Source organism: Streptomyces scabichelini (genome assembly GCF_011045015.1).
Lineage (GTDB): Bacteria > Actinomycetota > Actinomycetes > Streptomycetales > Streptomycetaceae > Streptomyces > Streptomyces scabichelini.
In genome coordinates, this window is the sequence record NZ_JAAKZY010000004.1 from 1 (window position 1) to 22,782 (window position 22,782).

The 22,782-nt window shown below is 70.5% G+C and carries 20 protein-coding genes; 11 read left to right on the forward strand and 9 right to left on the reverse strand.

Annotated features, from left to right (window positions below; all coding sequences use genetic code 11):
• From G5C60_RS01980 to G5C60_RS01990, 3 genes are all read right to left on the reverse strand, one after another.
• On the reverse strand, positions 1–668 hold a 668-nt coding region (locus tag G5C60_RS01980), incomplete at its 3' end, for a glutamine amidotransferase-related protein (protein ID WP_165254400.1).
• A gap of 28 nt (positions 669–696) precedes the next feature.
• On the reverse strand, positions 697–1,329 hold the full coding sequence (locus G5C60_RS01985) for an antibiotic biosynthesis monooxygenase (protein WP_420907333.1): 633 nt from the start codon (positions 1,327–1,329) through the stop codon (positions 697–699).
• Between the two features lie 186 nt (positions 1,330–1,515).
• Positions 1,516–1,926, reverse strand: a complete 411-nt coding sequence (locus G5C60_RS01990; protein ID WP_165254401.1) for a hypothetical protein — start codon at positions 1,924–1,926, stop codon at positions 1,516–1,518.
• A gap of 389 nt (positions 1,927–2,315) precedes the next feature.
• Between G5C60_RS01990 and G5C60_RS01995 the strand changes: the two genes are divergently transcribed.
• Entirely contained in the window at positions 2,316–2,699 is a 384-nt protein-coding gene (locus tag G5C60_RS01995) for a nuclear transport factor 2 family protein (protein ID WP_165254402.1), read from the forward strand.
• Between the two features lie 80 nt (positions 2,700–2,779).
• On the opposite strand, the gene mgrA is transcribed toward G5C60_RS01995, so the two are convergent.
• The gene (gene mgrA, locus G5C60_RS02000; RefSeq protein WP_165254403.1) at positions 2,780–3,769 is read right to left on the reverse strand and encodes an L-glyceraldehyde 3-phosphate reductase; all 990 of its coding nucleotides are present in this window, start codon (positions 3,767–3,769) and stop codon (positions 2,780–2,782) included.
• Between the two features lie 120 nt (positions 3,770–3,889).
• Between mgrA and G5C60_RS02005 the strand changes: the two genes are divergently transcribed.
• Positions 3,890–4,789 (forward strand): LysR family transcriptional regulator, encoded by a 900-nt coding sequence (locus tag G5C60_RS02005; RefSeq protein WP_165254404.1) that lies wholly within the window; start codon positions 3,890–3,892, stop codon positions 4,787–4,789.
• A gap of 199 nt (positions 4,790–4,988) precedes the next feature.
• A complete protein-coding gene (locus G5C60_RS02010) occupies positions 4,989–5,699 on the forward strand; it encodes a dienelactone hydrolase family protein (protein ID WP_165254405.1) in 711 nt (236 codons plus the stop codon).
• Between the two features lie 14 nt (positions 5,700–5,713).
• Here the strand turns inward: G5C60_RS02010 and G5C60_RS02015 are convergent, their stop codons facing one another.
• From G5C60_RS02015 to G5C60_RS02025, 3 genes are all read right to left on the reverse strand, one after another.
• Complete coding sequence (locus G5C60_RS02015; RefSeq protein ID WP_165254406.1) at positions 5,714–7,087, reverse strand: phosphoinositide-specific phospholipase C-related protein; 1,374 nt, start codon at positions 7,085–7,087, stop codon at positions 5,714–5,716.
• 150 nt (positions 7,088–7,237) lie between these two features.
• The gene (locus tag G5C60_RS02020; RefSeq protein ID WP_165254407.1) at positions 7,238–8,812 is read right to left on the reverse strand and encodes a CocE/NonD family hydrolase; all 1,575 of its coding nucleotides are present in this window, start codon (positions 8,810–8,812) and stop codon (positions 7,238–7,240) included.
• Positions 8,813–8,888: 76 nt separating this feature from the next.
• Positions 8,889–10,262, reverse strand: coding sequence for a CitMHS family transporter (locus tag G5C60_RS02025; protein WP_206439002.1), 1,374 nt, complete (start codon positions 10,260–10,262; stop codon positions 8,889–8,891).
• A 174-nt stretch (positions 10,263–10,436) separates the two neighbouring features.
• Between G5C60_RS02025 and G5C60_RS02030 the strand changes: the two genes are divergently transcribed.
• From G5C60_RS02030 to G5C60_RS02055, 6 genes are all read left to right on the forward strand, one after another.
• Positions 10,437–11,363 carry a LysR family transcriptional regulator gene (locus G5C60_RS02030; RefSeq protein ID WP_165254409.1) on the forward strand — a complete coding sequence of 309 codons (927 nt, stop codon included), beginning with the start codon at positions 10,437–10,439 and terminating at the stop codon, positions 11,361–11,363.
• A 261-nt stretch (positions 11,364–11,624) separates the two neighbouring features.
• Positions 11,625–12,842 carry a CoA transferase gene (locus tag G5C60_RS02035; RefSeq protein WP_165254410.1) on the forward strand — a complete coding sequence of 406 codons (1,218 nt, stop codon included), beginning with the start codon at positions 11,625–11,627 and terminating at the stop codon, positions 12,840–12,842.
• Positions 12,820–13,773, forward strand: coding sequence for an HpcH/HpaI aldolase/citrate lyase family protein (locus G5C60_RS02040; protein WP_206439003.1), 954 nt, complete (start codon positions 12,820–12,822; stop codon positions 13,771–13,773). The genes G5C60_RS02035 and G5C60_RS02040 overlap by 23 nt, the downstream gene beginning before the upstream one ends.
• Before the next feature lie 101 nt (positions 13,774–13,874).
• Positions 13,875–15,593, forward strand: a complete 1,719-nt coding sequence (locus tag G5C60_RS02045; RefSeq protein ID WP_165254411.1) for an IlvD/Edd family dehydratase — start codon at positions 13,875–13,877, stop codon at positions 15,591–15,593.
• Positions 15,594–15,686: 93 nt separating this feature from the next.
• Positions 15,687–16,721 (forward strand): alcohol dehydrogenase catalytic domain-containing protein, encoded by a 1,035-nt coding sequence (locus G5C60_RS02050; RefSeq protein WP_165254499.1) that lies wholly within the window; start codon positions 15,687–15,689, stop codon positions 16,719–16,721.
• 34 nt (positions 16,722–16,755) lie between these two features.
• Complete coding sequence (locus tag G5C60_RS02055; RefSeq protein WP_165254412.1) at positions 16,756–17,601, forward strand: aldo/keto reductase; 846 nt, start codon at positions 16,756–16,758, stop codon at positions 17,599–17,601.
• 31 nt (positions 17,602–17,632) lie between these two features.
• Here G5C60_RS02055 and G5C60_RS02060 read toward each other — a convergent pair whose 3' ends face one another.
• Positions 17,633–18,382 carry a response regulator transcription factor gene (locus tag G5C60_RS02060; RefSeq protein ID WP_165254413.1) on the reverse strand — a complete coding sequence of 250 codons (750 nt, stop codon included), beginning with the start codon at positions 18,380–18,382 and terminating at the stop codon, positions 17,633–17,635.
• Positions 18,379–19,482, reverse strand: a complete 1,104-nt coding sequence (locus G5C60_RS02065; RefSeq protein WP_338145653.1) for a sensor histidine kinase — start codon at positions 19,480–19,482, stop codon at positions 18,379–18,381. Before G5C60_RS02065 ends, G5C60_RS02060 begins: the two co-directional genes overlap by 4 nt.
• 148 nt (positions 19,483–19,630) lie before the next feature.
• Here G5C60_RS02065 and G5C60_RS02070 point away from each other — a divergent pair, with 148 nt between their 5' ends.
• Positions 19,631–20,413: an ABC transporter ATP-binding protein gene (locus G5C60_RS02070; protein WP_165254414.1), complete on the forward strand. Its 783-nt coding sequence runs from the start codon at positions 19,631–19,633 to the stop codon at positions 20,411–20,413.
• Positions 20,410–22,728 carry an FtsX-like permease family protein gene (locus G5C60_RS02075; protein WP_165254415.1) on the forward strand — a complete coding sequence of 773 codons (2,319 nt, stop codon included), beginning with the start codon at positions 20,410–20,412 and terminating at the stop codon, positions 22,726–22,728. The genes G5C60_RS02070 and G5C60_RS02075 overlap by 4 nt, the downstream gene beginning before the upstream one ends.
• Positions 22,729–22,782: the final 54 nt, after the last annotated feature.

The following is a 22,782-nucleotide window of genomic DNA, read 5'->3' on the forward strand; positions in this document are numbered from 1 at the left end:
GGACGCGGGGCCCGCCGGGGGCGGGGGATCGCCGCCGCGGCCGGGGTGACCGCGGTGTTCTTCGTACGCGGCCTGCGGTTCAGCTCCGCCGTGAGGTTCCGGAAGTTGACCAGCATGCGGTGGCCGTAGTCGGTGAGCACGGACTCGGGGTGGAACTGCACGCCCCACAGGGGCCGGGTGCGGTGCCGCAGCCCCATCAGGACGCCATCCTCGGCCCAGGCGGTCGCCTCCAGGGTCTCGGGCAGCGGCTCGCGCACGGACAGCGAGTGGTAGCGGACCGCGATGAACTGCTGCGGCAGCCCCTGGAACAGGTCCCGGCCGTCGTGCCGGATCGGGGAGAGGTACCCGTGCCGCGGCTCAGGTGCGGGCTCGACCAGTCCGCGCTCCCCCACCGCGATGCCCTGGTGGCCGAGGCAGACGCCCAGTACGGGAATCGCGGCCTCGGCGAGCACTCTGGTGGCGATGCCGAAGTCACGCGGTTCGGCGGGGTGGCCGGGCCCCGGCGACACCACCACGTTGTCGAATTCCCGCAGATCCGGAATTCCGTCGGCCGAGGTGTCATCGGTGTCGTTGAGGACCACGACCGGCTCCTCGCCGTTGACCTCGGCGATCAGCTGGAACAGGTTGTACGTGTACGAGTCGTAATTGTCGATGAGCAGGGTCTTCACCCGCCCACCTCCTTTGTCGTTCCCGGGCCTATGCGGCCCGACGTTTGTGCCGCCCGCGGAGCATCGTCTGAATCGGCGGGTACAGCCATTTCTTGAAGAAACGCTGAAGCCGTGGCATGAGAATCCAGGTGACGATGGCCGTCACGGACAGGCACAGCAGCAGGGTGCGGATCAGGGAGTTGAGACCGCCGAGATAGGGAAGGATGAGCAGATTGAATAAGAGCACCGGTGGAAAGACCGCGCTCATATTCACTAACCACAGCTTCCATTTCGGGGGCGGGCGCGGTGCGGCCGGCGTGGCAGCCTGGGCTTCGAACCATTCCCTGGAGCCCTGCACGCTCCGGCGCCCGGTCTCCCGTGCGAGCCCCTCCACCTGGTCCGCCCACTGTGCCCAGGTGAACGAGTTCTCCCAGGACCGGGCCGAGCCCTCGCTGTCAAAGCGGTAGACCACATGCCACTCAGCCTCTCCGTCGACGAGCACGCCACCCCCGAGAAAACCCGGCTCCTGCGCACTCGCGCGCAGCGCGGACCACCCCCAGCGATGGAAGGCGTCCTCACAGCCCGGCACCACGCGATACGCCACGGTGACGGTTACGGGATTCCTGGTCACTCCTCCGGATACGGAAAGAAACCGCCGCACGCTCAAATCTTCAACGAAGATTTTCAAGCTGTCCGAAACACACCCCTAGGACACCCTTTATCCCGCCTTGACACTTTCTGTCGAGTGATACTCCGGGTAACCATTACGGAATTCTGACGAACAATTGAGAGCGCTTACTCAGTGCACCGAAAAGGAGAGCTGTCATTATGCTGAACGGCTCATAATTCAGCCGGTAGCGGGCCGGAATCAGGCAGCCGGAACGGACAGCAGGGGAATCGTTCGCTGCATTCGCAGCGCGTCGACCGACTCAGCCAGCAATTCGTACTCGGTGGTGTCGTCGCTCGTGGCGATCCGGACGAGTCGCCCGGCGGCCAACTCCTCGGCGACCAACTCCTGGTGGGCCATGTCACCGCACCACGCGCGCAGCTCGCCGGGTACGTCCCGCGCGGTGTCCGCGACGGGTGCGACCGAGTTCGGCGGGAAGTACGGGGCCTCGGGATCCGGGTCGAGCCGCTCGGCGATCCATGAGGCCCGGTCCCGTAACCACCACATCGCCAGTGCCAGCGTGGGTGCTCGATATGTCCCCAGGGGTACGCCGACCCGGCGCCCGCCGCATATCCCGTACGCCGTGACATGGCAAAGGAACTCGTCGTGCACGATGTCTCCCCCGTTGCCCGGCCTGCCGCCGGTCCGGCCTCTCTTTCCTTGCGACGTGCTGGTTCCTTGCGACGTGCCGGTCGTGCACGGTTCGAGTACTCAGAGTTTCAGTATCGTCACACCTGACCCTCTGTCACCATGCCATTCCAGCCAGTCTCTTGGCATATTCACGGCCCGAAATGGCCGAAAGCTGCGAATCCCGGTCTCAACCGTCGGCATCGGGATCGCCCGGTGCATTACCCGCGGGGTCCCGGGTGCATTACCCGTGGGGTAATCGACGCCCCTGACGCGGCCCGGCATGGTTGCGGTACCGGATCCCGACGGGGGTCACACACTCCGGGATCCGGCCTCTGACCAGTGCTTACGACGTCCATGGAGGCTGATCGACCATGCCCGCGAACAACGACCGCTACGAGACCGCTGTCGCCCGTTACTTCGAGGCCTGGAACGCGGGCGAGCAGGACGCGCTGGCGAAGGCGGTCGCCGCCGCCTGGGCCTCGGACGGCACCTACACCGATCCGCTCGCCGATGTCAGCGGCCACGACGAGATCTCGGCCGTGATCACGGCGGCGCACGAGCAGTTCCCGGGTTTCGCCTTCCGGCTCACCGGCGCGGTCGAGGGGCACCACGACATCGCTCGCTTCGGCTGGGAGCTGGTCGACGAGAGGGACGGCTCCGCACCCGTCGCCGGCTTCGACGTGATCACGCTCGACGCCGAGGGCCGCATCCGCAGCGTGCTCGGCTTCCTGGACCGGGTGCCCGCGGCGGCCTGAGGCCGCGCGACGAGACGTCGGCTCGGCGAACGCCCAGGCGTTCGCCGAGCCGACGTCTCACTGTTCACCGAGCGGACGCGTCACGGCTTGATGATCGCGTCGATCCCGGCCAGCTCGTCCGGGGAGAAGTCCAGGTTGCGGATCGCCGTCACGCTGTCCTGAAGCTGCTGGGCGCTGCTCGCGCCGACGAGGGCGGAGGTGACCCTGCCCCCGCGCAGTACCCAGGCCAGGGCCATCTGGGCCAGGGTCTGACCACGCGACTTGGCGATGTCGTCGAGGCCCCGCAACTGCTGTACGAGATCTTCGGTCACCGTGTCGGCGCTCAGGAAGGGGCTGTCGCTCGCGGCGCGCGAATCCTCCGGGATCCCGTCGAGGTAGCGGCCGGTGAGCAGGCCCTGCTCCAGCGGCGAGTAGGCGATCGAGCCCACCTCCAGCTCGTCGAGCGCGTCCAGCAGCCCGTCCTCGGGGCGCCGGTCGAGCATCGAGTAGCGCGGCTGGTGGATCAGCAGCGGGGTCCCCAACTCGCCCAGGATACGGGCGGCTTCGCGCGTCTGCTCCGGCGAGTAGTTGGAGACGCCGACGTACAGCGCCTTGCCCGCGACGACCGCCGAGTGCAGGGCACCCATCGTCTCCTCGAGGGGCGTCTCGGGGTCGGGGCGGTGCGAGTAGAAGATGTCGACGTAGTCCAGGCCCATACGGGTCAGGCTCTGGTCGAGCGAGGACAGCAGGTACTTGCGGGAGCCCCATTCGCCGTACGGGCCGGGCCACATCAGGTATCCGGCCTTCGTGGAGATGACCAGCTCGTCGCGGTACGGCGCGAAGTCCGCCGTCAGCGCCTCGCCGAGGGCCGACTCCGCGGCGCCGGGCGGCGGCCCGTAGTTGTTGGCGAGGTCGAAGTGAGTGACGCCCAGGTCGAAGGCCCGGCGCAGGATCTGCCGCTGGGTGTCCACCGGCCGGTCGGGGCCGAAGTTGTGCCACAGACCGAGCGACAGTGCGGGCAGCTTCAGGCCGCTGCGTCCGGTGCGCCGGTAGGGCATGTCCGTGTAGCGGTCGGGGTGTGCGGTGTACACGCGTACTCCAGAGTGCCGGGAAAGAGGGAAACGGGCAAAGGCGTCTCCACTCTCGCGCGGGCACCGAGCAGTGGTCCAACAGAAGAATCGGATGGGATTCAGCGGATACTCTGCTCAATCATGGAACTGCGCCACCTTCAGCACTTCGTCGCCGTCGCCGAGGACCAGCATTTCACCCGTGCCGCGGAACGGCTGATGGTGTCGCAGTCGGGCCTGTCCGCCTCGATCCGCGCCCTGGAGCGTGAGCTGCGGGCTCCGCTGTTCGTCCGCACCACCCGCCGCGTCACGCTCACCGAGGCGGGCCGCGCCCTGCTGACCGAGGCGGAGCGAATCCTGGCACAGGTCCGCGCGGCCCGGGACGCCGTGGCGGCGGTGCAGGGCGTGGTGCGCGGCACGCTCTCCCTGGGCACCGAGCAGTGCATAGCGGGAGTGTGCGTGGCCCAGCTTCTCGCTTCCTTCCGGCGGCGCCACCCCGACGTCGAGATCCGTCTGCGGCAGGCGGGCTCCGGCGCGCTGGCCGAGGAGGTCGCGGCGGGCCGCCTCGACCTGGCGTTCGCGGTGACGACGCGTGCCGACACCGACCAGCTCCGCTGTCTGCCGCTGAGCAGTGAGCCGATGACCGTGCTGTGCCATCCGGCGCACCACCTCGCGGGAGGCGGCGCGGTCACGCCGGAGGACCTGGGCGGCGAGGACTTCGTCGACTTCCACCCCGACTGGGGTCCCCGGCGCACCACGGACTCGGTCTTCGCGGCGGCTGGCGTGCAGCGCACGGTCGCCCTCGAGGTCAACGACGTGCACAGCCTGCTGGATCTGGTCCAGGAGGGCCTCGGCATCGCCGTCGTACCACGCCACTTCGGCCAGAAGCGTGAGGCCTCCGGCCTCACCGCGCTCCCCCTGAAGGGCGTCGCCGAGACGTCGTACGAGACGGTCGCCATGCTCCCGCCCCCGGACGCGACCAGTCCGGCGGCGCGGGCGCTGATGGGCCTGCTCGAAGCGGAGGCCACGCCTTCAGAGACGTGAGCCCGCCACAGCGGACTTGCCGAAGTCCCCTGCGTTCCCCGCGCACCCTTAGGGGCGCGGGGAACGGCGCGACCAGCCACGACGAACCCGCAGCTTCGAACCCCGCCCCCAGCGGAGCGCCAAGGCATGGGCCGCCTGCTGTCGCGTCACGCGCCTCCGGCATGCTGGAGGCAAGATCGAGTGACAGGAGTGACGCGCCATGTCCGAGACGCCCAGGTCGACCGGTGCCCCCGCCCATCAGAACGTGACCTTCCCGAGTGGCGGGACCACCGCGCACGGCTATCTGGCACTTCCCCCGTCGGGTCAGGGCCCCGGCGTGATCGTCATCCAGGAGTGGTGGGGTCTGACCGACCACATCGCGGATGTCGCCGACCGTCTGGCGGCGGAAGGCTTCGTGGCGCTCGCTCCCGACCTGTACGGCGGGAATGTCGCGCACGACAGCACCGAGGCCTTCCGCATGATGAAGGACCTGCCGGTGTCCCGCGGTGTCGAGCTGCTCTCCGGCGCCGTCGACCATCTTCTGGCGCTCGACGAGGTCACCTCGGAGTCCGTCGGCTCGGTCGGCTTCTGCATGGGTGGCGGCTTCGTTCTGTACCAGGCCGCCGTCGACCCGCGCGTCCGCGCCGCGGTCCCCTTCTACGGCGTCATCCAGGGTGAGATACCGGACTTCTCCGGGCTCAAGGCGCAGATCCTCGGCCACTACGGCGAACGTGACGCCGCCATCCCGGTCGACAGCCTCGACACCCTCAGCGCGGCGATCCAGCAGCAGACCGGCATCACCCCGGACTTCCGCCTCTACCCCGCCGATCACGCCTTCTTCAACGACGGCCGCCCCGAGGTCCACGATCCCGAGTCCTCGGCCCTGGCCTGGGGCAGCACCGTCGACTTCCTGCGCACACAGCTGGGCTGAGAACCCCCTCGGACTCAGTACGTGTACGTGTTCAAGGTGGCCACCGCCGACGACGGCGAGCCGAGGTCGTACCGGTCCACCGCAAGGAAGTTGGGCTTCTTGCGGGCGGCCGGCTGGCAGAAGCGCTGGGCGCGGTCGGTGAGTTTGGTGTTGTCGGCGGTGGCCGTGGACGCGATCGCGGCGTCGCGGAAGTGGTTCATGACGAAGAGCGGGCGGAAGGGCGGCTCGGTGCGGGTCAGCGGGATGTTCGTGCCGGCGTCGTACCAGCGGCTGTGGCAGGACCAGTCGGAGGTGCCGACGCCCGGCCCCATGGACCAGTAGTTCTCGACGGTCCACTCCTGCTGGTACATCACGCCGAAGGTGTCACGCGTGAGCCCGGCGGCCTGGTCAGCGGAGCGGCTGTGGTCGCTGAAGACGAGCAGGCGGTCGTTGTCGGCGATCAGGTCGGCCATCCGCGGCCAGCCGTTGGTGCGTACCCCGGTCCGGTCGGGGCGGTAGAGGACGTCAGACAGGCCGTTCACGCGGGCCAGTTCACTGCGCAGGACGCCCGGATCGACGTAGTCCTCCAGGAACACGGTGATGACGTCACTCGGGTTCTGTTTCAGGAAGTCCACCATGCGCTGCAGGTCGACCCACAGGGCGACCGGCCTGCTGACGAGTGTGCAGCTGTTGTGGCACAGGATCGCGCCGTCCGAGGTCTGGTGGATGTCCAACATGAACCCGCGTACGCCGTCGGTGAGTTGCTGGTCGATGCCCCGGGTCTGGTTCGGCACGAGATTCACGAAGGGCGGGGCGAAGCCGCCGTCGACGCCGTTCGCATAAGCGTTGTGGGAGGTGAGGAACGTGACCTGGTCCAGCGTGCGTCGGTCCGGCGACGGCATCGGAGCGGTCGGGGACGTCACCGGGGTGAGATACCAGGCGGCCGGGCTGCCCGCCGAGCCCAGTACCAGCTGGGCGGGGTAGTTGGCCCCGGCGGGCTTCGCGCCGACCGTCAAGTACCGCTCGGCGCCCGGGACTTTGAGTGCGTACTGGTCGGCTCCGCCCGGCCTCACCTCCCATGCGGCGTCGGCGCTCGCGCATGCCACGGTTCTGGCCTGGTCCCCGGAGCGGCCCAGACAACTGCCCGCCGTGTCGGTGCTCTCCAGCACGTACGACGTGCCGCTCGGCCGCAGCGTCCACTGCTGGCGGTCCTCGTTGCCCTTGGGATTGCGCTGGACGACCGCTCCTGAACTGTCGGCGGCGTTGAGTCCCGTGGTCGCGCTCTGGACGTAGTAGGCGCCGACGCCCGGGACCTCCGCCGAGAGGGCGGGTGAGGGGGCGACGAAGACGGTGGCCAGCGCCGCGCCCGCGACGGTGGTGGCGAGCAGGGGGCGACGGTTCCGGGGCATGGGGTTCCCTTCCGCTGCACGAGGGTGCGGCCGCGCACCGGCTCAATTCCGGTGTGCGGCCGCACAGTTGGCGATCGGGTACTACAACGCTGTGGTCCTCAGCGGTACGGCCCGCCATGGTGCCGCATCCGCTCGGCGTGTGCCAGTGGCTCAGCCCGTTCTGACCGTGAGGCGCAGCGTGGATCCGGCCGCGCCCGTCCTCACCGTGACCCGGCCTGCGGGCACGTCGGAGTCGATCTGCGGGTAGTCGTCGCTGGAGATGCGCAGCATCAGCCGGTGGCCGGCGGACAGCCGGTGGTGGACCGGCCAGATGTGCACACCGAGTGGGTGAACGACGCCTGGTTCCACCGGGGACAGCCGGGTGTGGGTGTCGCGGTGGCTCGCCTTGAGCCAGCCTTCCGTGATCCGTGTGCCGGTGCCGTCGGGGGCCTGGTCGTACAGCACCGCCGCGATGTTGCCGTCGGTGGCGGTGAACGAGGCGCGGATGTCGGCCAGTGCGTCTCCCGCGAGCACGAGGTCGTGGCGCAACGGCGGTGTGGTGAAGCGCAGTTGTTGGTGCTCCGCCGGGGGTGTGGTGCCGGTGTTCACGTCGAACGCCGCCACACCGGGGGCTGCCGAGCCGGGGCGCAGGGTTCCGTCAGGGCCGAGCCGGAGGGTGAGCGCACGGGCGTCGCGCGGGGGCCACTGCTCGAACCGCTGCCAGCCTCGCCCCGCTCCCGGGCCGGGCACCTCGTAGGAGGTGACGTGCGTGGCCGGCAGCGGCGCACGCCGGTCACCGGCCAGCCAGTGATCCCACCAGGCCAGGTAGGGGCCGTTGCCGATCCCCGCGTACTGTCCTTCGGGCGTGCCGTGCTCCCAGGGGCCGGACACCAGCCACACGTTGTGCGGGCGGGCCCGGTAGTTCTTGACCATGCCGTCGCGGTAGCGGTCGTACCAGCCGTTGATCTCCAGCGTGGGGAGGGTGAGGTTCTCCCAGCGGGACATGACGCTGCGGTCCCGCCAGAAGTCGTCGTACAGGGGATGCTCGGCGTAGGTGCGGAGCGTGTCGGGCGCCACCGTCTGCTGCCATTCGCGGATGCGCGGGGAGTAGATGCCGCCTCGGTGGATGGTGTTCTCGTACCAGTCATGAAGGCCGTTGACCGGGATGACGGCCTTGAGATGGGGCGGCCGGTTCACCGCGGCCAGAAGGGCGGTGTGCCCGCCGTAGCTCACCCCCATCTGGCCGATGCGTCCGGTGGAGGCGGGATGGCGGGCCAGCCACTCGATGACGTCGTGGTTGTCGCGCTGCTCCTGGGGGCTGAACGGGTCGACGGTGCCCGGCGAATCGCCTGACCCTCTGACCTGGCAGACAAGGGCGTTGTAGCCACGGCGGACGAAATACGCGGCGCCTCGGCCAAAGGCCTCGGCGCTGTCCGCGTACGCCGTGTACTCGTACACGATGCCGGGGAACGTGCCGACGGCGGGCTGTCCCGCGGAGGTTCCCGGTCGGTACAACTGGCCTGCCAGGTGGCCGCCGTCGCGCAGGGGCACCTTGACGTCCTCGCGTACGACCTCGTACCGCGCGGGACGGTCGTAGGCGAAGAAGGGGTCGGGCGGGAGCTCGGGCCCGCTGACGGCGCCGGCCTGCGACGGCAGTACGGCGGTCAGGGGTACCGCCAGGCCCAGCGAGCACAGGGCCCGCCGGGACAGCGGTGGCCGCTGCTGGTTCTCTCGCTGTGCGTGCATGCTCGTTCGCTCCTTGGCGCCGCGTCAGAGGAGGAGGGTCAGAGGATCGGAGGAAGGAGGAGCTGACGGAGATGAGTCAGAGGGAGAAGGCGCCGGTGACGAGTGCGCCGGCGGTCATGACCAGGGTCGTGGCGAAGGCCCAGCGGAAGATGAACCGCTGGTGCTCGCCGAGCTGCACGCCGCTCATCCCGACGAGGATGAACGTGGAGGCGGTGAGCGGGCTGAGCGGGAAGCCCGTCGTCATCTGGCCGAGGATGGCGGCCCTGGCGACCTCGGCCGGAGGGACACCGAAACCGTCGGCGGTCTGGCCGAGGACGGGGAGTACGCCGAAGTAGTAGGCGTCCGGGGTGAAGACGAGGCTGAGGGGCATGGACGTGAGGGCGACCAGGACGGGCAGATGTCCGCCGAGCGAGTCGGGGATCACGGAGACGAGCGCCTCGGCCATCTCGTCGATCATCTTGGTGCCGGTGAGCACGCCGGTCAGGACACCGGCCGCGAAGATCATCGTGGTGACCAGGACGACGCTCTTGGCGTGCTTGTCCAGCAGTGCCTGCTGCTGCTCCCAGGTGGGGTGGTTGACCAGCATGGCGATGGCGAATCCGAGCACGAACAGCACAGGGAGCGGCATCACTTCGAGGATGAGGCCGACGATCAGGGCGAGGGTGAGCACGAGGTTGAAGCCGGTCAGCCAGGGCCGGGCGGGCGCGGGTACGCGGAGGGTTCCCGGCCCGTCTCCCGCACTCGCGGCAGGCCGCGCGTCCGGTTCCTTCCTCGTACCTGATCGGCCGTCCGCGTCGTCGACGCGCTCCATGGGCTCGAGGTCCTGCGAGTCGAGCATGCCGATGCGGCGACGCTCCCGACGGCCGATCAGGTACGAGGCCACCAGCACCCAGGCGATGCCGAAGCCCATCGCGGGCAGAACCGGCGTGAAGACCTCCGAACTCTCCAGCTTCAGCGCCGCCATGGCCCGTACGGTCGGACCTCCCCAGGGAATCATGTTCATGACTCCGGCACCCAGGCAGACGACCCCGGACAGCACCAGCGGGCTCATGCCGAGTCGCTTGTAGACGGGCAGCAGCGCGGAGACGGTGATGAGGAACGTCGAGGCGCCGTCACCGTCGAGTGCCACGCACATCGTGAGGACGGCGGTGCCGACGGTGATGCGCAGCGGGTCGTTGCGGACCACGCGCAGGATGCCGCGGATCAGCGGGTCGAAGAGGCCCGCGTCCACCATGAGGCTGAAGTACAGGACGGCGAAGGCGATCATGATGCCCGTGGGGGCCACGGTGGTCAGTCCGCCGAGGATGAGCTCGCCCAGCTCGTCCCCGAAGCCTCCGACCAGCGCCGCCAGCACCGGAAGCAGGACCAGGGCGACCAGGACCGAGACGCGTCTGGTCATGGTCAGCAACAAGAAGAGGCCGATCGTGGTGTAGCCCAGGGCTGCCAGCATGGAGTCGGCTCGCTTTCTCGGGGGACGGCTCCTGGCGGCGGGAAGCGAGGGCCTGGAGCACCGGTCTGTCGCGGGAGAGTTTCCGAGCGGCAACAGATCGGTGTCCAGCATCGAACCGGGATCGACTCATGCGATCTCCGCATCAATGCGAGCGCGGGCGCCTATCCTCCGGCCATGGATGCCACCTTGCGCCAACTGGCGGCCTACGCGGCCGTCGCCCGGGCGGCCAGCTTCACGGCCGCCGCCGCGGAGATGCACGTATCGCAGTCGTCGCTCAGCCGTGCCGTCGCGGATCTGGAGCGGCTGCTCGGCGCGCAACTGCTCGAACGCGACACGCGCAATGTGCAGTTGACCGCCGCGGGCGTCGAGGCCCTGCGGATAGCCGAGCAGATCGTGAACTCGCATCGAGCGGGAATGAAGGAGCTACGGCGTTTCCTGCTCGGCGAGTCGGGAACGGTCGCGGTGGCCACCCTGCCGTCCGTCGCCGCCGTGCTGCTGCCGCAGGTGATCTCCCGGTTCCGTACGCGGCGTCCGCAGGTGGCCGTGCGCATCCTCGACGGCCTGGAGCGGTCGGTCCTTGACCGGGTCCTCTCCGGTGACGCGGACTTCGCGATCACCACGGTCGGCAGGCCGTCGGACCAGCTGGAGCAACGGCCGCTGGTGCACGACCGGTTCGTCGCGGTGCTGCCGACGCACCATCCGCTCACCGAGCGTACGGAGGTCTCCTGGGACGACCTGGCGCGTGAGCCCTTCCTCGCCGTGGGGCGTGACTCGAGCGTCCGCAGGCTCACCGATGCCGCCTTCGCGCAGGTCGACGCGCACGCGGAACCGGCGGCCGAGGCGGGCAGCATCGCCACGGTGGGCGGTCTTGTGGCAGCGGGCCTGGGCGTCTCCGCCCTGCCCGCCCTGGTGCTGCCGCTCACCGGTACGGGTCAGGTCGTCTGCCGTGATCTCGTCGGTCCCGTGGTCGACCGGCGCCTGGACATCGCCCTGCGCGCACGGCGAACGCTGCCGCTCGCGGCCCACCGTCTCCTGGAGACGCTGGACGAGTTGCGGGGCCAGGGGCACGACCTGCCGGACGGGGTCGCGTGGTCGGAGTAAACCGCGCCCCGTCAGGGGCGCGGGGAACTGCGCGACCAGCCACAGACAACTCGCAGCCGAGACACAACCGGGAAGGGGGACTGGGGGCGCAGCCCCCAGGGGTGGGACGGGTAGGGGCGGCGAGGGCGAAAGAACCTTGATCCATGCGCAAACCGCATGGATTGATCGGCTTCCTTTGCTGGACAGGCATTTCTCCCCTTCGGCAGGCTGAAATCCCCGGAATCGAATAAGGGAGAGCCCGGATGGCGAGGGAGTGCAGCGGTGTCGGATGAGGAGCAGGACACCGGCGGGCAGGGACAGCTACGCGGCCTGAAGGTCGTCGAGTTCGCCCATGTGGTGGCCGGACCGCTGGCCGGTTCGATGCTCGCCGACCAGGGCGCCGACGTCGTCCACGTCGAGCCGCCCGGCACCGGGGACGCCGCGCGCGCGATGGGACCCGAACGGGACGGTGTGCCCCTGTGGTTCAAGGTCGCCGGACGCAACAAGCGGTCCGTCACCCTGGATCTGCACCACGAGGCCGGCCGGTCCGTCGCCCACCGGCTCGTCGCCTGGGCGGACGTCGTCATCGTCACCCTGCGCGCCGGACGCCTGCGCAGTTGGGAACTCGACTGGGAAGCGGTGCACCGCGTCAACCCCAAGGCCGTACTGCTGCAGATCTCGGGCTTCGGCGCGACCTCCTCGCAGGCCGACGCGCCGGGCTTCGGAAAGATGGGTGAGGCCCGCAGTGGCGTCGTCCATCTGACCGGCTTCCCTGACGGGCCACCGGTGCACACCGGCTTCTCCCACGGGGACGCCGTGACCGGCCTCATGGGCGCCTACGCCGTGCTCGCCGCCCTCCACCGCCGGGACCACGACCCCGAGTTCGACGGCGAATGGATCGACCTCGCCCTCTTCGAGCCGCTGTTCCGGCTCGTCGAGTGGCAGGTCATCGTGCACGACCAGCTGGGAACGGTGCCCGAGCGCGCCGGCAACCAGCTGGCGGTCGCCCCCGCCGCGGTGATCAACACATACCGCTCCCGTGACGACGAGTGGATCACCGTGACCTCCGCGACTCCGCGCTCGGTGCGCAACGTGGCCCGTCTGCTCGGGCTGCCCGACGAGGAGTTCGCCACGACGCGCCAACAGCACGCCCGGCGCGGCGAGTTGGACGAGGGTCTGCGCGCCTGGGTGGCGGAGCACTCGACCGCCGATTGCCTGGCCGAATTCGCCCGCAACGAGGTGGTGGCATCCCGGGTGTTCAGCGCCGCGGACATCGCCGACGACCCCGTCTACGCCGAACGCGGCGACATCGTCACCGTCGACGACCCGGACCTCGGCCCTGTACGTATGCAGGCGGTCATCCCGCACTTCCGCCAGAGCCCGGGGCGGGTCTGGCGTACCGGGCCCGCCCTGGGCCAGGACAACCGCCTGGTCTACCGCGAATGGCTCGGCCTCGACGAGAAGGAACTCACCGACCTTGAGAAGCAAGGTGTCGTGTAACCCGGAGGAGAGGGCGCCGGACCGGCACCGGTCCCCGCTGCGCTCCCTGCTCTTCGTCCCGGCGAACAGGACGGAATGGCTGCCCAAGGCGCGGGCGGCCGGCGCCGACGCCGCCATCCTCGACCTCGAGGACGCGGTGCCGCAGCAGGACAAGGCCACCGCCCGTGCCGGGGTGGTCGAGGCCGTCGCACGGGCTGCCGTGGATCCGCCGGGGAGCATGGCGCTGTTCGTCCGGATCAACCCGCTCGACAGCTGGACGGAGGCCGGGGAACTGCGTGCGGTCGCCCGCCCCGGACTGACGGGGATCGTCCTGCCCAAGGTGGGCTGCGCCGAGGACGTACGGCTCGCCGACCGGTTGCTGACCTGGTGCGAGGACGAACAGGGCCTGCCACGGGGGGAGCTGGCGCTGGTTCCGCTGCTGGAGACGGCACGTGGACTGCGCGAGGCGCACGACATCGCCGCGGCCGCCGCGCGGGTCGCCTACGTCGGCGCCCTCACCGCGCCCGGGGGCGACGTCGAACGTGCCGTCGGCTATCGCTGGACCCCTCAAGGAGCGGAAACCCTCGCCCTCCGCTCCCGCGTCCTGCTGGACGCCCGGGCGGCGGGATCGCCCCACCCGGTCACGGGACTGTGGACCCGCCTCGCGGACCTCGACGGCCTGCGCGCCTTCGCCGAGCAGAACCGCTCGCTCGGATACGAGGGGATGATGGCCGTCCACCCCTCCCACGTCCCCGTGATCAACGACGTCTTCTCCCCCGGCCCCGACGAACTGGCCCGCTGCGCCCGGCTGATCGCCGCCGTGGAACAGGCCCAGGCACAAGGACGGGGTGCGGTGTCCTTCGAGGGCCAGATGGTGGACGAGGCCATGGCGGCGACGGCACGACTGCTGCTGGAACGCCATGCGCACATCGCTACAGCCCCGCGTCCCTGACGTGGCCGCGCGCCGCACAACGCTGTTCAGTGGGCGTTCCGCTGAGTTAGCGTGTGCCGCGCCGACCTGACGTCCAGTAGCGCACGCCGGAAGGACGACGGATGCCGCCTGAACTGCGAAGCGCACAGTGGTACGCGGGGACGGACCGCAACGCCTACATCCACCGCGCGTGGATGCGACGCGGCCTTCCCCAGGACGCCTTCTCCGGCAGGCCGCACATCGCCATCGCGAACACGGCGTCAGATCTGGCCCCCTGCAACGCCCATCTCGGCGAAGTCGCGAAGTCCGTACGGGACGGAGTGCACCAAGCCGGCGGCATTCCCCTGGAGTTGCCCGTGGTCTCGCTCGGCGAGACCCAGATGCGGCCCACCGCCATGCTCTGGCGGAACATGGCCGCGATGGCGGCCGAAGAGATGCTCCGCGCCAACCCGATCGACGGTGTCGTCCTCCTCGGCGGCTGCGACAAGACGATCCCCGCCCTGCTGATGGCCGCCGCGTCCGTGGGTCTGCCCGCCGTGGTCGTACCCGGCGGCCCGATGCTCACCGGCACCTTCCGCGGCCGGCCGCTCGGGTGCGGGACGGATGTGTGGCGGCTGAGCGAGGAGGTCCGCGCGGGGACGCTGTCCCAGCAGGACTTCACCCGCTCCGAGTCGTCCATGATCCGCAGCCGTGGGCACTGCAACACGATGGGCACCGCGTCGACGATGGCCGTCGTCGCCGAGTCGCTGGGCATGACGCGGCCCGGTCTGGCCGGAACGCCCGCCCCCGACAGCCGGTTGCTCGAAGCGGCCCATGAGACAGGGCAGTTGGCCGTCGAGCTCGTCTCCGAGCAGCGCACGCCCGCCAGTGTCATGACCGCCGCGTCGTTCCACAACGCGATCGTCGCGCTCGCGGCCACCGGCGGGTCCACCAACGCCGTCGTACACCTGCTGGCGATCGCCGGCCGCCTCGGCGTACCGCTGAGCCTGGACGACTTCGACCGGATCGGATCCCAGGTTCCGCTCCTGGTCGACCTGTTGCCGGCGGGCACGTATCTCATGGACGACTTCCATCGCGCGGGCGGACTGCTCGCGGTGCTCCGCGAGGTCCGCGACCTGCTCGACCCGACGGCGACCACCGTCACCGGCCGTCCGCTCGTCGACTTCCTCGACGACGCGGAGACCTGGGACCGGGAAGTGATCCGCCCGCGCGAGACCCCGCTGCAGCCGGACGCGGGAATCGCCGTGCTGCGCGGCAACCTCGCTCCGAGCGGTGCCATCATCAAGCCCGCCGCCGCTTCACCCGGACTGCTCCGGCACCGGGGCCGGGCAGTCGTGTTCGACAGCATCGAGGACTTCCACGCCCGCGTCGACGACCCGGACCTGCCCGTCGACGCGGACTCCGTGCTCGTTCTGCGCGGCTGCGGCCCCAAGGGTTACCCGGGCATGCCGGAGGTGTCGAACATGCCCCTGCCGCGCAAGCTGCTAGAAGAGGGCGTACGCGACATGGTGCGGGTCTGCGACGGCCGGATGAGCGGCACGGCGTACGGAACGGTCGTCCTCCACGTCGCCCCGGAAGCCGCCGCCGACGGTCCACTGGCCCTGGTACGCGACGGCGACTGGATCGCTCTCGACGTTCCCGCGCGCAGCCTCACCCTCGAGGTCGACGACACCGAACTGGCCATGCGCACGCCCAACAAGGCGACCGTGGACGGATTCGCGAACCCCAAGCGGGGCTGGGAACGCCTGTACGTGGACCATGTGACCCAGGCCGACACCGGCGCCGACCTCGATTTCCTGACCGGCGCTTCGGGGTCGGCGGTGAGCCGTGAATCGCATTGAGGCGGTGAGCCGTGAATGGCATGAGCGGACGTGCCGTGGAGCAGTACGCCTGATGCGCGGCGCCGACTGGTGCTGTTGCCGTGGTCGTCGCCGGTGAGGGCCTTCGTCGTGTTCGGGCCGGGCGAGTGCGGTGTCGTGGACGTCGAGCCGCCGGTGCCCGCGCCCGGTGAGGTGGTCGTCGACGTGACCCGGGTCGGCGTGTGCGGTACCGATGTCGAGTTCTTCACCGGGGAGATGCAGTACCTGCGTGAGGGTCATGCCCGGTATCCGCTGCGCCTGGGCCACGAATGGGCGGGCACGGTCTCGGCCGTGGGAGACGGTGTCGACGCGTCCTGGACCGGCCGCCGGGTGATGGGCGACACCATGCTCGGCTGCGGTCGGTGCCGTCGCTGCCGCAGCGGTCGGCAGCATGTGTGCGACGCGCGCGAGGAGGTCGGGATCCGCGGCGGCAGGGCCGGTGCCCTGGCCGAGCAACTCGCCGTACCGGCCCGGTCGTTGCACCCCCTCCCGGAGACCGTCGATGACACCCTGGGCGCCCTGGTGGAGCCGGGCGGCAACGCGTTCCGCGCGGCGCGGGCGGCCGCGATCGAAGCCGGTGACCGGGTACTGGTGCTCGGCCCTGGCACCATCGGGCTGCTGGTGGCGATGTTCGCGCGTCGGGCCGGCGCGGAGGTGCACCTGATGGGGCTCACCACTCAGTCGCTGGACTTCGCCCGCACCCTCGGATTCGACGCCCTGTGGCAGGAGAAGGAGCTTCCCGGACTGCCGTGGGATGCCGTGATCGACGCCTCCAACGCACCCGAGCTGCCCGCGAAGGCTCTCGAGTGGGTCGAGCCCGGGCGTCGGGTGGTGTACATCGGTATCGCCGGTTCACCGAGTCCGGTCGACACGCGGTCACTGGCGCTCAAGGACGTGACGGCCGTCGGGGTTCTCAGTGCCTCGCCGGGACTCGGCGCGACGATCGAGGCGTACGCGAGCGGCGAGGTCGATCCGCGCCCCCTGGTGGCGGCGACGCTGGGGCTCGACGACGTGGGCGCGGTGCTGGCGGGTTCCCGGCCGGACGGCGCCGGGACCGGGCCGAAGATCCACATCGCACCCGGGTTCTCATACGACCAACTCCGTTGTTAGCGTTACCGCTTGACCGAGGGGGCGAAGGAAGCAGTTGGCATCGACCACGTTTCGTATCGGCGGGGATCTGGACGTACGACGGCTCGGCTTCGGAGCCATGCATTTGCCGACCGAGCCCGCCGCGGAGCGTGAGGCCGCGCTCGCGGTCGCCCGGCGGGCCGTCGAACTGGGCGTCACACTGATCGACACGGCTCATCTGTACGGCGGAGGAGCCAACGAAGAACTTCTCGCCGAGGCGCTGCACCCCTACCCGGAGGGGCTGCTCATCACCACCAAGGTCGGCGTCGCGCGATCGGCCGAGACGGGTGAGTGGGGGCTGGACGGGCGGCCGGCCGTTCTGCGCGGTCAGGTCGACGCGGCCCTCCGCCGGTTGCGCGTCGAGCGGATCGAACTGCTCCAGCTGCATCGCATCGACCCGGAGACACCCCTCGCCGACCAGCTCGGCACGCTGCGGGAGCTCCAGACCGAGGGCAGGGTCGGCCGGATCGGGCTGTCCGAGGTGACCGTCGCCGAACTCGACCGGGCGCGGGAGATCATCGACGTCGCGAGCGTGCAGAACCGCTACAACGTGCTCGACCGCGAGCATGAGCCCGTGCTCAGGGCCTGCGAGGCGACGGGGATCGCGTTCCTGCCGTGGCGGCCCGTCGCATGGGGCACGTCGGGCGAGAGGGCCGAGATCGCCGCCGTGGCGGCCGAGCTCGACGCCACTCCCACCCAGGTCGCGCTCGCGTGGCTGCTCGGCCACTCGCCGGTCGTCCTCCCGATCCCGGGCACCGCCCGGATCGACCACCTGGAGGAGAACCTCGCCGCCGCCAACCTTCAGCTGACCCCGGCTCACCGCGAGCGGCTAGACCGGCTGCCCGAGCAGGCGAAGCCGTAGTCCGGCGGCTGAAGATCCGTGGGGTACCCGGTCATGTCGAGTCCCCTGGAGACACGAGCCCGGTCTCATAGGCGAGGACGACGGCCTGCGCGCGGTCGCGGAGGGTGAGCTTGGCGAAGATGCGCGCGACGTGGGATTTCACGGTGGCTTCGCTGAGGGTCAGCTTCGCGGCCAGTTCGGCGTTGGAGAGGCCGCGGCCCAGGAGGGTGAGGACCTCGAGTTCCCTGGGGGTCAGGGGGGTGAGGTCGCGGTGCGGTGGGACCGGTTCGGCGCTCCGGCCGAGGGAGGCACCGGGGCGGCGTTCGCCTCCGGCGCCGCATTCTTGTCTGCCTGATTCCTGTCTGCCTGGCGCCGCGAAACGCTCGACGAGGCGCCGCGTGATCGAGGGGGCGAGCAGGGCGTCGCCCGTGTCGACCAGGCGTACGGCGGCTGCCAGGTGCTCGGGGGTGACGTCCTTCAGCAGGAAGCCGCTCGCGCCCAGGGCCAGGGCCTCGTACACGTAACGGTCGAGGTCGAAGGTGGTGAGCATCACCACCCGGCATTCCGGGGCCTGTTGCAGGATGAGCCGGGCCGCCTCCAGGCCGTCCATGTTCGGCATGCGGATGTCCATGAGGACCACGTCCGGCCGCAGTTCGCGGGCCGCCGCCACCGCCTCGGCTCCGTCGGCCGCCTCGCCGACGACCTCGATGCCGCGGGTCGTCAGGATCAGCCGGAACCCCGTACGGATCAGGGTCTGGTCATCGGCGACGAGGACCCGCGGTGCCCGCTCGGCCCCACTCATGGACGGTCCAGGGGGATGCGCGCCCGCACCCGGTACCCGCCGCCGAGGCGACGCCGGGCATCCAACTCGCCCCCGTACACGGCGACCCGCTCGCGGAGCCCCAAGAGCCCTCGGCCCGTGCCGTCCCCGCGCCCGGCCGGCCCGGACCGCTGCGGCGCGACCCCGGCACTGTTCGGCGAGACAATCGCGCCGGTCCGCCCGTCCGGCCCACCGACGCCCGTCCCACCGGTCGGCCTGACCGCGCCACCGGCGTCCGACACGCCGAACTGCCCGCCCTCTCCCGTGGTGCCCCGTCGCCTGTCGAGTCGACCAGCCCTCGTCCGGTGAGTCGGCTTCTCCTCGGAGTCACCGACGCTCGGCCGCGTCCCCGTCAGCACGCTGGGCCCGGTGTTCAGCACCTCCACCCGGAGGGAGCGGTCGGCGTAGCGTACGGTCACCTCGGCCTTTCCGCCGTCGCCGTGTTTGAGGGCGTTCGTCAGGGACTCCTGGACGATCCGGTACGCGGTCATGTCGATCCCGGCCGGCAGCGGGCGGGGCTCGCCGGAGATCCGTACCTCAACCGGCAGGCCGGCGAAGGCGATCCGGTCGACCAGCCGGCTCAGTGCGCTCAGGCCGGGCTGGGGCGCCAGGCTCGGACCGGCCGTCACGACGTCACCGTGCCAGGCATCCCAACTGTCCCCGTCGTCGCGTACGTCTGTGCCGCTCTCGTCGTCCTCGCCGCTCTGCGACGGCGCCAACACTCCGAGCAGATGCCGCAGTTCGGTCATCGTGGAGCGGCCCGCATCCTCGACGGCCCGGATCGCCGCCTCGGCCTCGTCGGGCATGGTCTTCAGTACGTCGCGGGCGGCGCCGGCCTGCACCACCATGAGGCTGACGTTGTGACTGACGATGTCGTGCAACTCCCTGGCGATACGGTCCCGTTCGCCCCGGACGGCGCCGCGGGCCGCTCTCTGCCGCTCCTGCTCCAGCAGCCAGCCCCGTTCCTCCATGGCTCTGCGGTGCCGATGCCGCGCCCGCAGGTACGCCACGCCGAGCCACGCGGCGGCGGCACACGCCACCACCAGCGCCGCAACAAGCAGGCCCACCCCCGACGACGACACACGCCCACCTTCGCAGAGCGGTCCGTGATGCGCATCATCCTCCGGATGCAGGCGCCTGCATCCATGGGACGAGACGAGCCGAAAAAGACGGCGGTTTGCCATCCGGGGACGGATGTCCGGCCGGGTCCGCAGCCCTACCGTCCTGTGCATGGTCATAGAAGAGGGCACGGGACAGACGCGACAGGCCGGGCAGGTCGTCGTACGGCTGGAGGACGTACGCAAGGAGTACGGCGAGACGGCGGCGCTGGACGGCGTATCGCTGGAGGTCCGGGCCGGAGAGGCGGTCGCGGTGATGGGGCCGTCGGGCTGCGGCAAGTCCACGCTGCTCAACATGATCGCAGGGCTTGACCGTCCGACGTCCGGTGCGGTCGTCGTGCACGGCGAGGATGTGGGGCGGCTCGGCGGGAAGGCGCTGGCGCTGTACCGGCGGCGCCGGATCGGCATGGTCTTCCAGTTCTTCAACCTCATCGACGACCTGTCGGCCCTGGACAACGTCGCGCTGGCCGCCCAGCTGACCGGGACCCCGGCCGGGCAGGCCCGCAGGCGCGCGCTGGAGCTGTTCGACGAACTCGGCATCGCCGACCGGAAGAACGCCTATCCCTCGGTGCTCAGCGGTGGCGAGCGCCAGCGCGTCGGTGTCGCCCGTGCCCTGATGAACCGCCCGGCCCTGCTGCTGGCCGACGAGCCGACCGGCGCGCTGGACAGCCGGGCCGGCGAGCAGGTGATGGACCTGCTGCTCGACCTCAACCAGATCGGCCAGACACTGCTGTTGGTCACGCATGACGAGCGCCTCGCGCAGCGCTGCGCGAGTCGCTTGATCGAGCTGGCGGACGGCCGAGTGGTCGGAGAACACCGCTTGGACGAGGGTGAGGGGAACGACGGGATCACCCTGGACGACAACGACGAGAAGCCCCTGGGACGGACCGCGTGAGCGCCGTGTGGCGGGCCGCGCGCGGGGCCGTACGCCGTCGCAGGCTTCAGACGTTCGTCATCGGCCTGGTCGTCCTGATGTCCACGGGGACGATCGTCGTCGCGCTGGGCCTGGTGGACGCCGCCTCCGCGCCCTTCGACCGCGCCTTCGGCAAGCAGCGCGGCGCCCACGCCGTTGCCACCTTCGACCCGGGCAAGGCCTCGGACGCCCAACTCGCGCGCGCGGCGCGGCAGCCGGGCGTCGAGGCCGCCGCGGGTCCCTTCCGGCAGGCCGTGCTGGAGCTGCCCCGGAAGACCGCCCGGCGCTTCGGCCTGGACACCGGCGTCGCGGTCGTCGGCCGTGCGGGGCCGGGCGGTCCGGTGGACCGGGTGGACCTCTGGGGCGGGCGCTGGGCCACCCGACCCGGCGAGATCGTGCTGAACAGGGACCCGGGCTGGACGACGGAACATCTGGGCAAGAAGATCAAGGTGCCCGGCGGGCCGACCCTCACCATCGTCGGGCACGCCTTCACCCTGAGCCAGTCGGCCGACGCCTGGGTCGCGCCCGGTCAGATCGCGGCCCTGGGTCCGACCGCCACGCAGATGCTCTTCCGGTTCGAGGACTCCTCGACGGAGGGCGGGGTCCGCTCGGCCTTGTCGGCCGTCACCGCCGAACTGCCGCCGGACTCGCTGACGGCCTCGCAGTCGTACCTCACCATCAAGCACCAGATCGGCAGTTCGGCCCGGGCCTACGCCCCATACCTCATGGCCTTCGGCGTCCTGGGGATCGTGGTGGCGGTACTGATCGTCGCCAACGTGGTGAGCGGCGCGGTCATCTCGGGCTTCCGCCACATCGGGATCCTCAAGGCCATCGGCTTCACGCCCGGTCAAGTGGTCGCCGTCTACCTCGCGATGGTGTCCGTCCCGGCGGTCGTCGGATGTGTACTCGGCACCGTCATCGGCAACCTGCTGGCGCGGCCTCTGCTGGAGTTCGCCTTCACGGGGCCCGACGCGGGAGTGATGCGCGACAGCGTCGGTGGTGTACCGGCCTGGGTGAACGCCGTGGCCCTGCTGGGCCTCCCGTCCGCCGTCGTCCTCGCCGCGCTCGTCCCCGCCCTTCGCGCGCACCGGATGTCCGCGGCCCGGGCGATCAGCGCGGGCAGCGCGCAGCGCTCCGGGCGCGCGCTGCGGATCCAGCGTCGGCTGGCGAGCAGCAGGCTGCCGCGCTCGGTCAGCCTGGGCCTGGCGCTGCCGTTCGCCCGCCCGGGCCGCAGCGCCCTCACGCTCGCGGCCGTCGTCCTCGGGGTGACCACCGTGACGTTCGCGACGGGCCTGGCCACGACGATGACCCGGTTCGGGAACGTGGGCGAAGGCGCCTACCAAGTCGTGGTGTACGCCGGGAACTTCAAGGACGGCAGAGAGATCGACCCGGAGCACGGCGACCGTGACCTCCACTCGCTCCTGCGCTCCCTTCCCGGCGCGACCGAGGTGACCGCGCGGGGGTACGCCGACGCGCGTGTCGCCGGGCACCCGGGAGGGGTGGACGTCGAGGGCCGACGGGGGGACCGGCCCGCCATGGGTGACGTACTCGTCGAGGGGCGGTGGATGCGCGACACGGACGAGATCGTCGCCCCGACACCGTTCCTGCGCGAGCGCGGCTTGGAGGTCGGCGACCGCCTTCTCCTGGAGAAGGGCGACCGTCGGGAGCGCGTGACGGTCGTCGGAGAGGCCATGGGCGGCAACGCCCGTAACATGTACGCGAGTTGGGCGACGATGAGGGCCCTGGCGCCGCAGGAGGAGGCGATCGCCTATCACGTCAAGCTCGCCCAAGGCACGGACCCGGACGCCTACATGGCCGCGGCTCGGGCCGCCGATGCCGGCGTCAACCCGACGGCGAACGGCCCGAACACCGTCACGCAGACCATCGTCGGTTCCGCGTCCGTCCTCACCCTGATGCTGGCCGCGGTCGCGTCCCTCGGCGTCTTCAACACGGTCGTCCTCAACACTCGCGAGCGCCGTCGCGACCTGGGCATGCTCAAGTCCATCGGCATGACGCCACGTCAGGTGACGGTGATGATGGTGTCCTCGATGGCTGCCCTGGGCGTGGTCGGCGGACTGCTCGGCATCCCCCTGGGCATCGTCGGCCACCACCTGATCGTCCCGGAGATGGCCGACGCGGTGGACCTCGCCCTCCCGGCGTACATGACGGACGTCTGGCAGCCCCTCGCCCTCACCGCCCTGGCTTTCGCAGGACTCACCATCACCAGCCTGGGCGCCTTCATCCCGTCCCGCAGGGCGGCCCGCCTCACCATCGCGGAGGTACTTCACAACGAGTGACCTCCGCGAGGCCGAAGGCTATTGGACCGCGCTATTGGACTGATCGATTCAAAA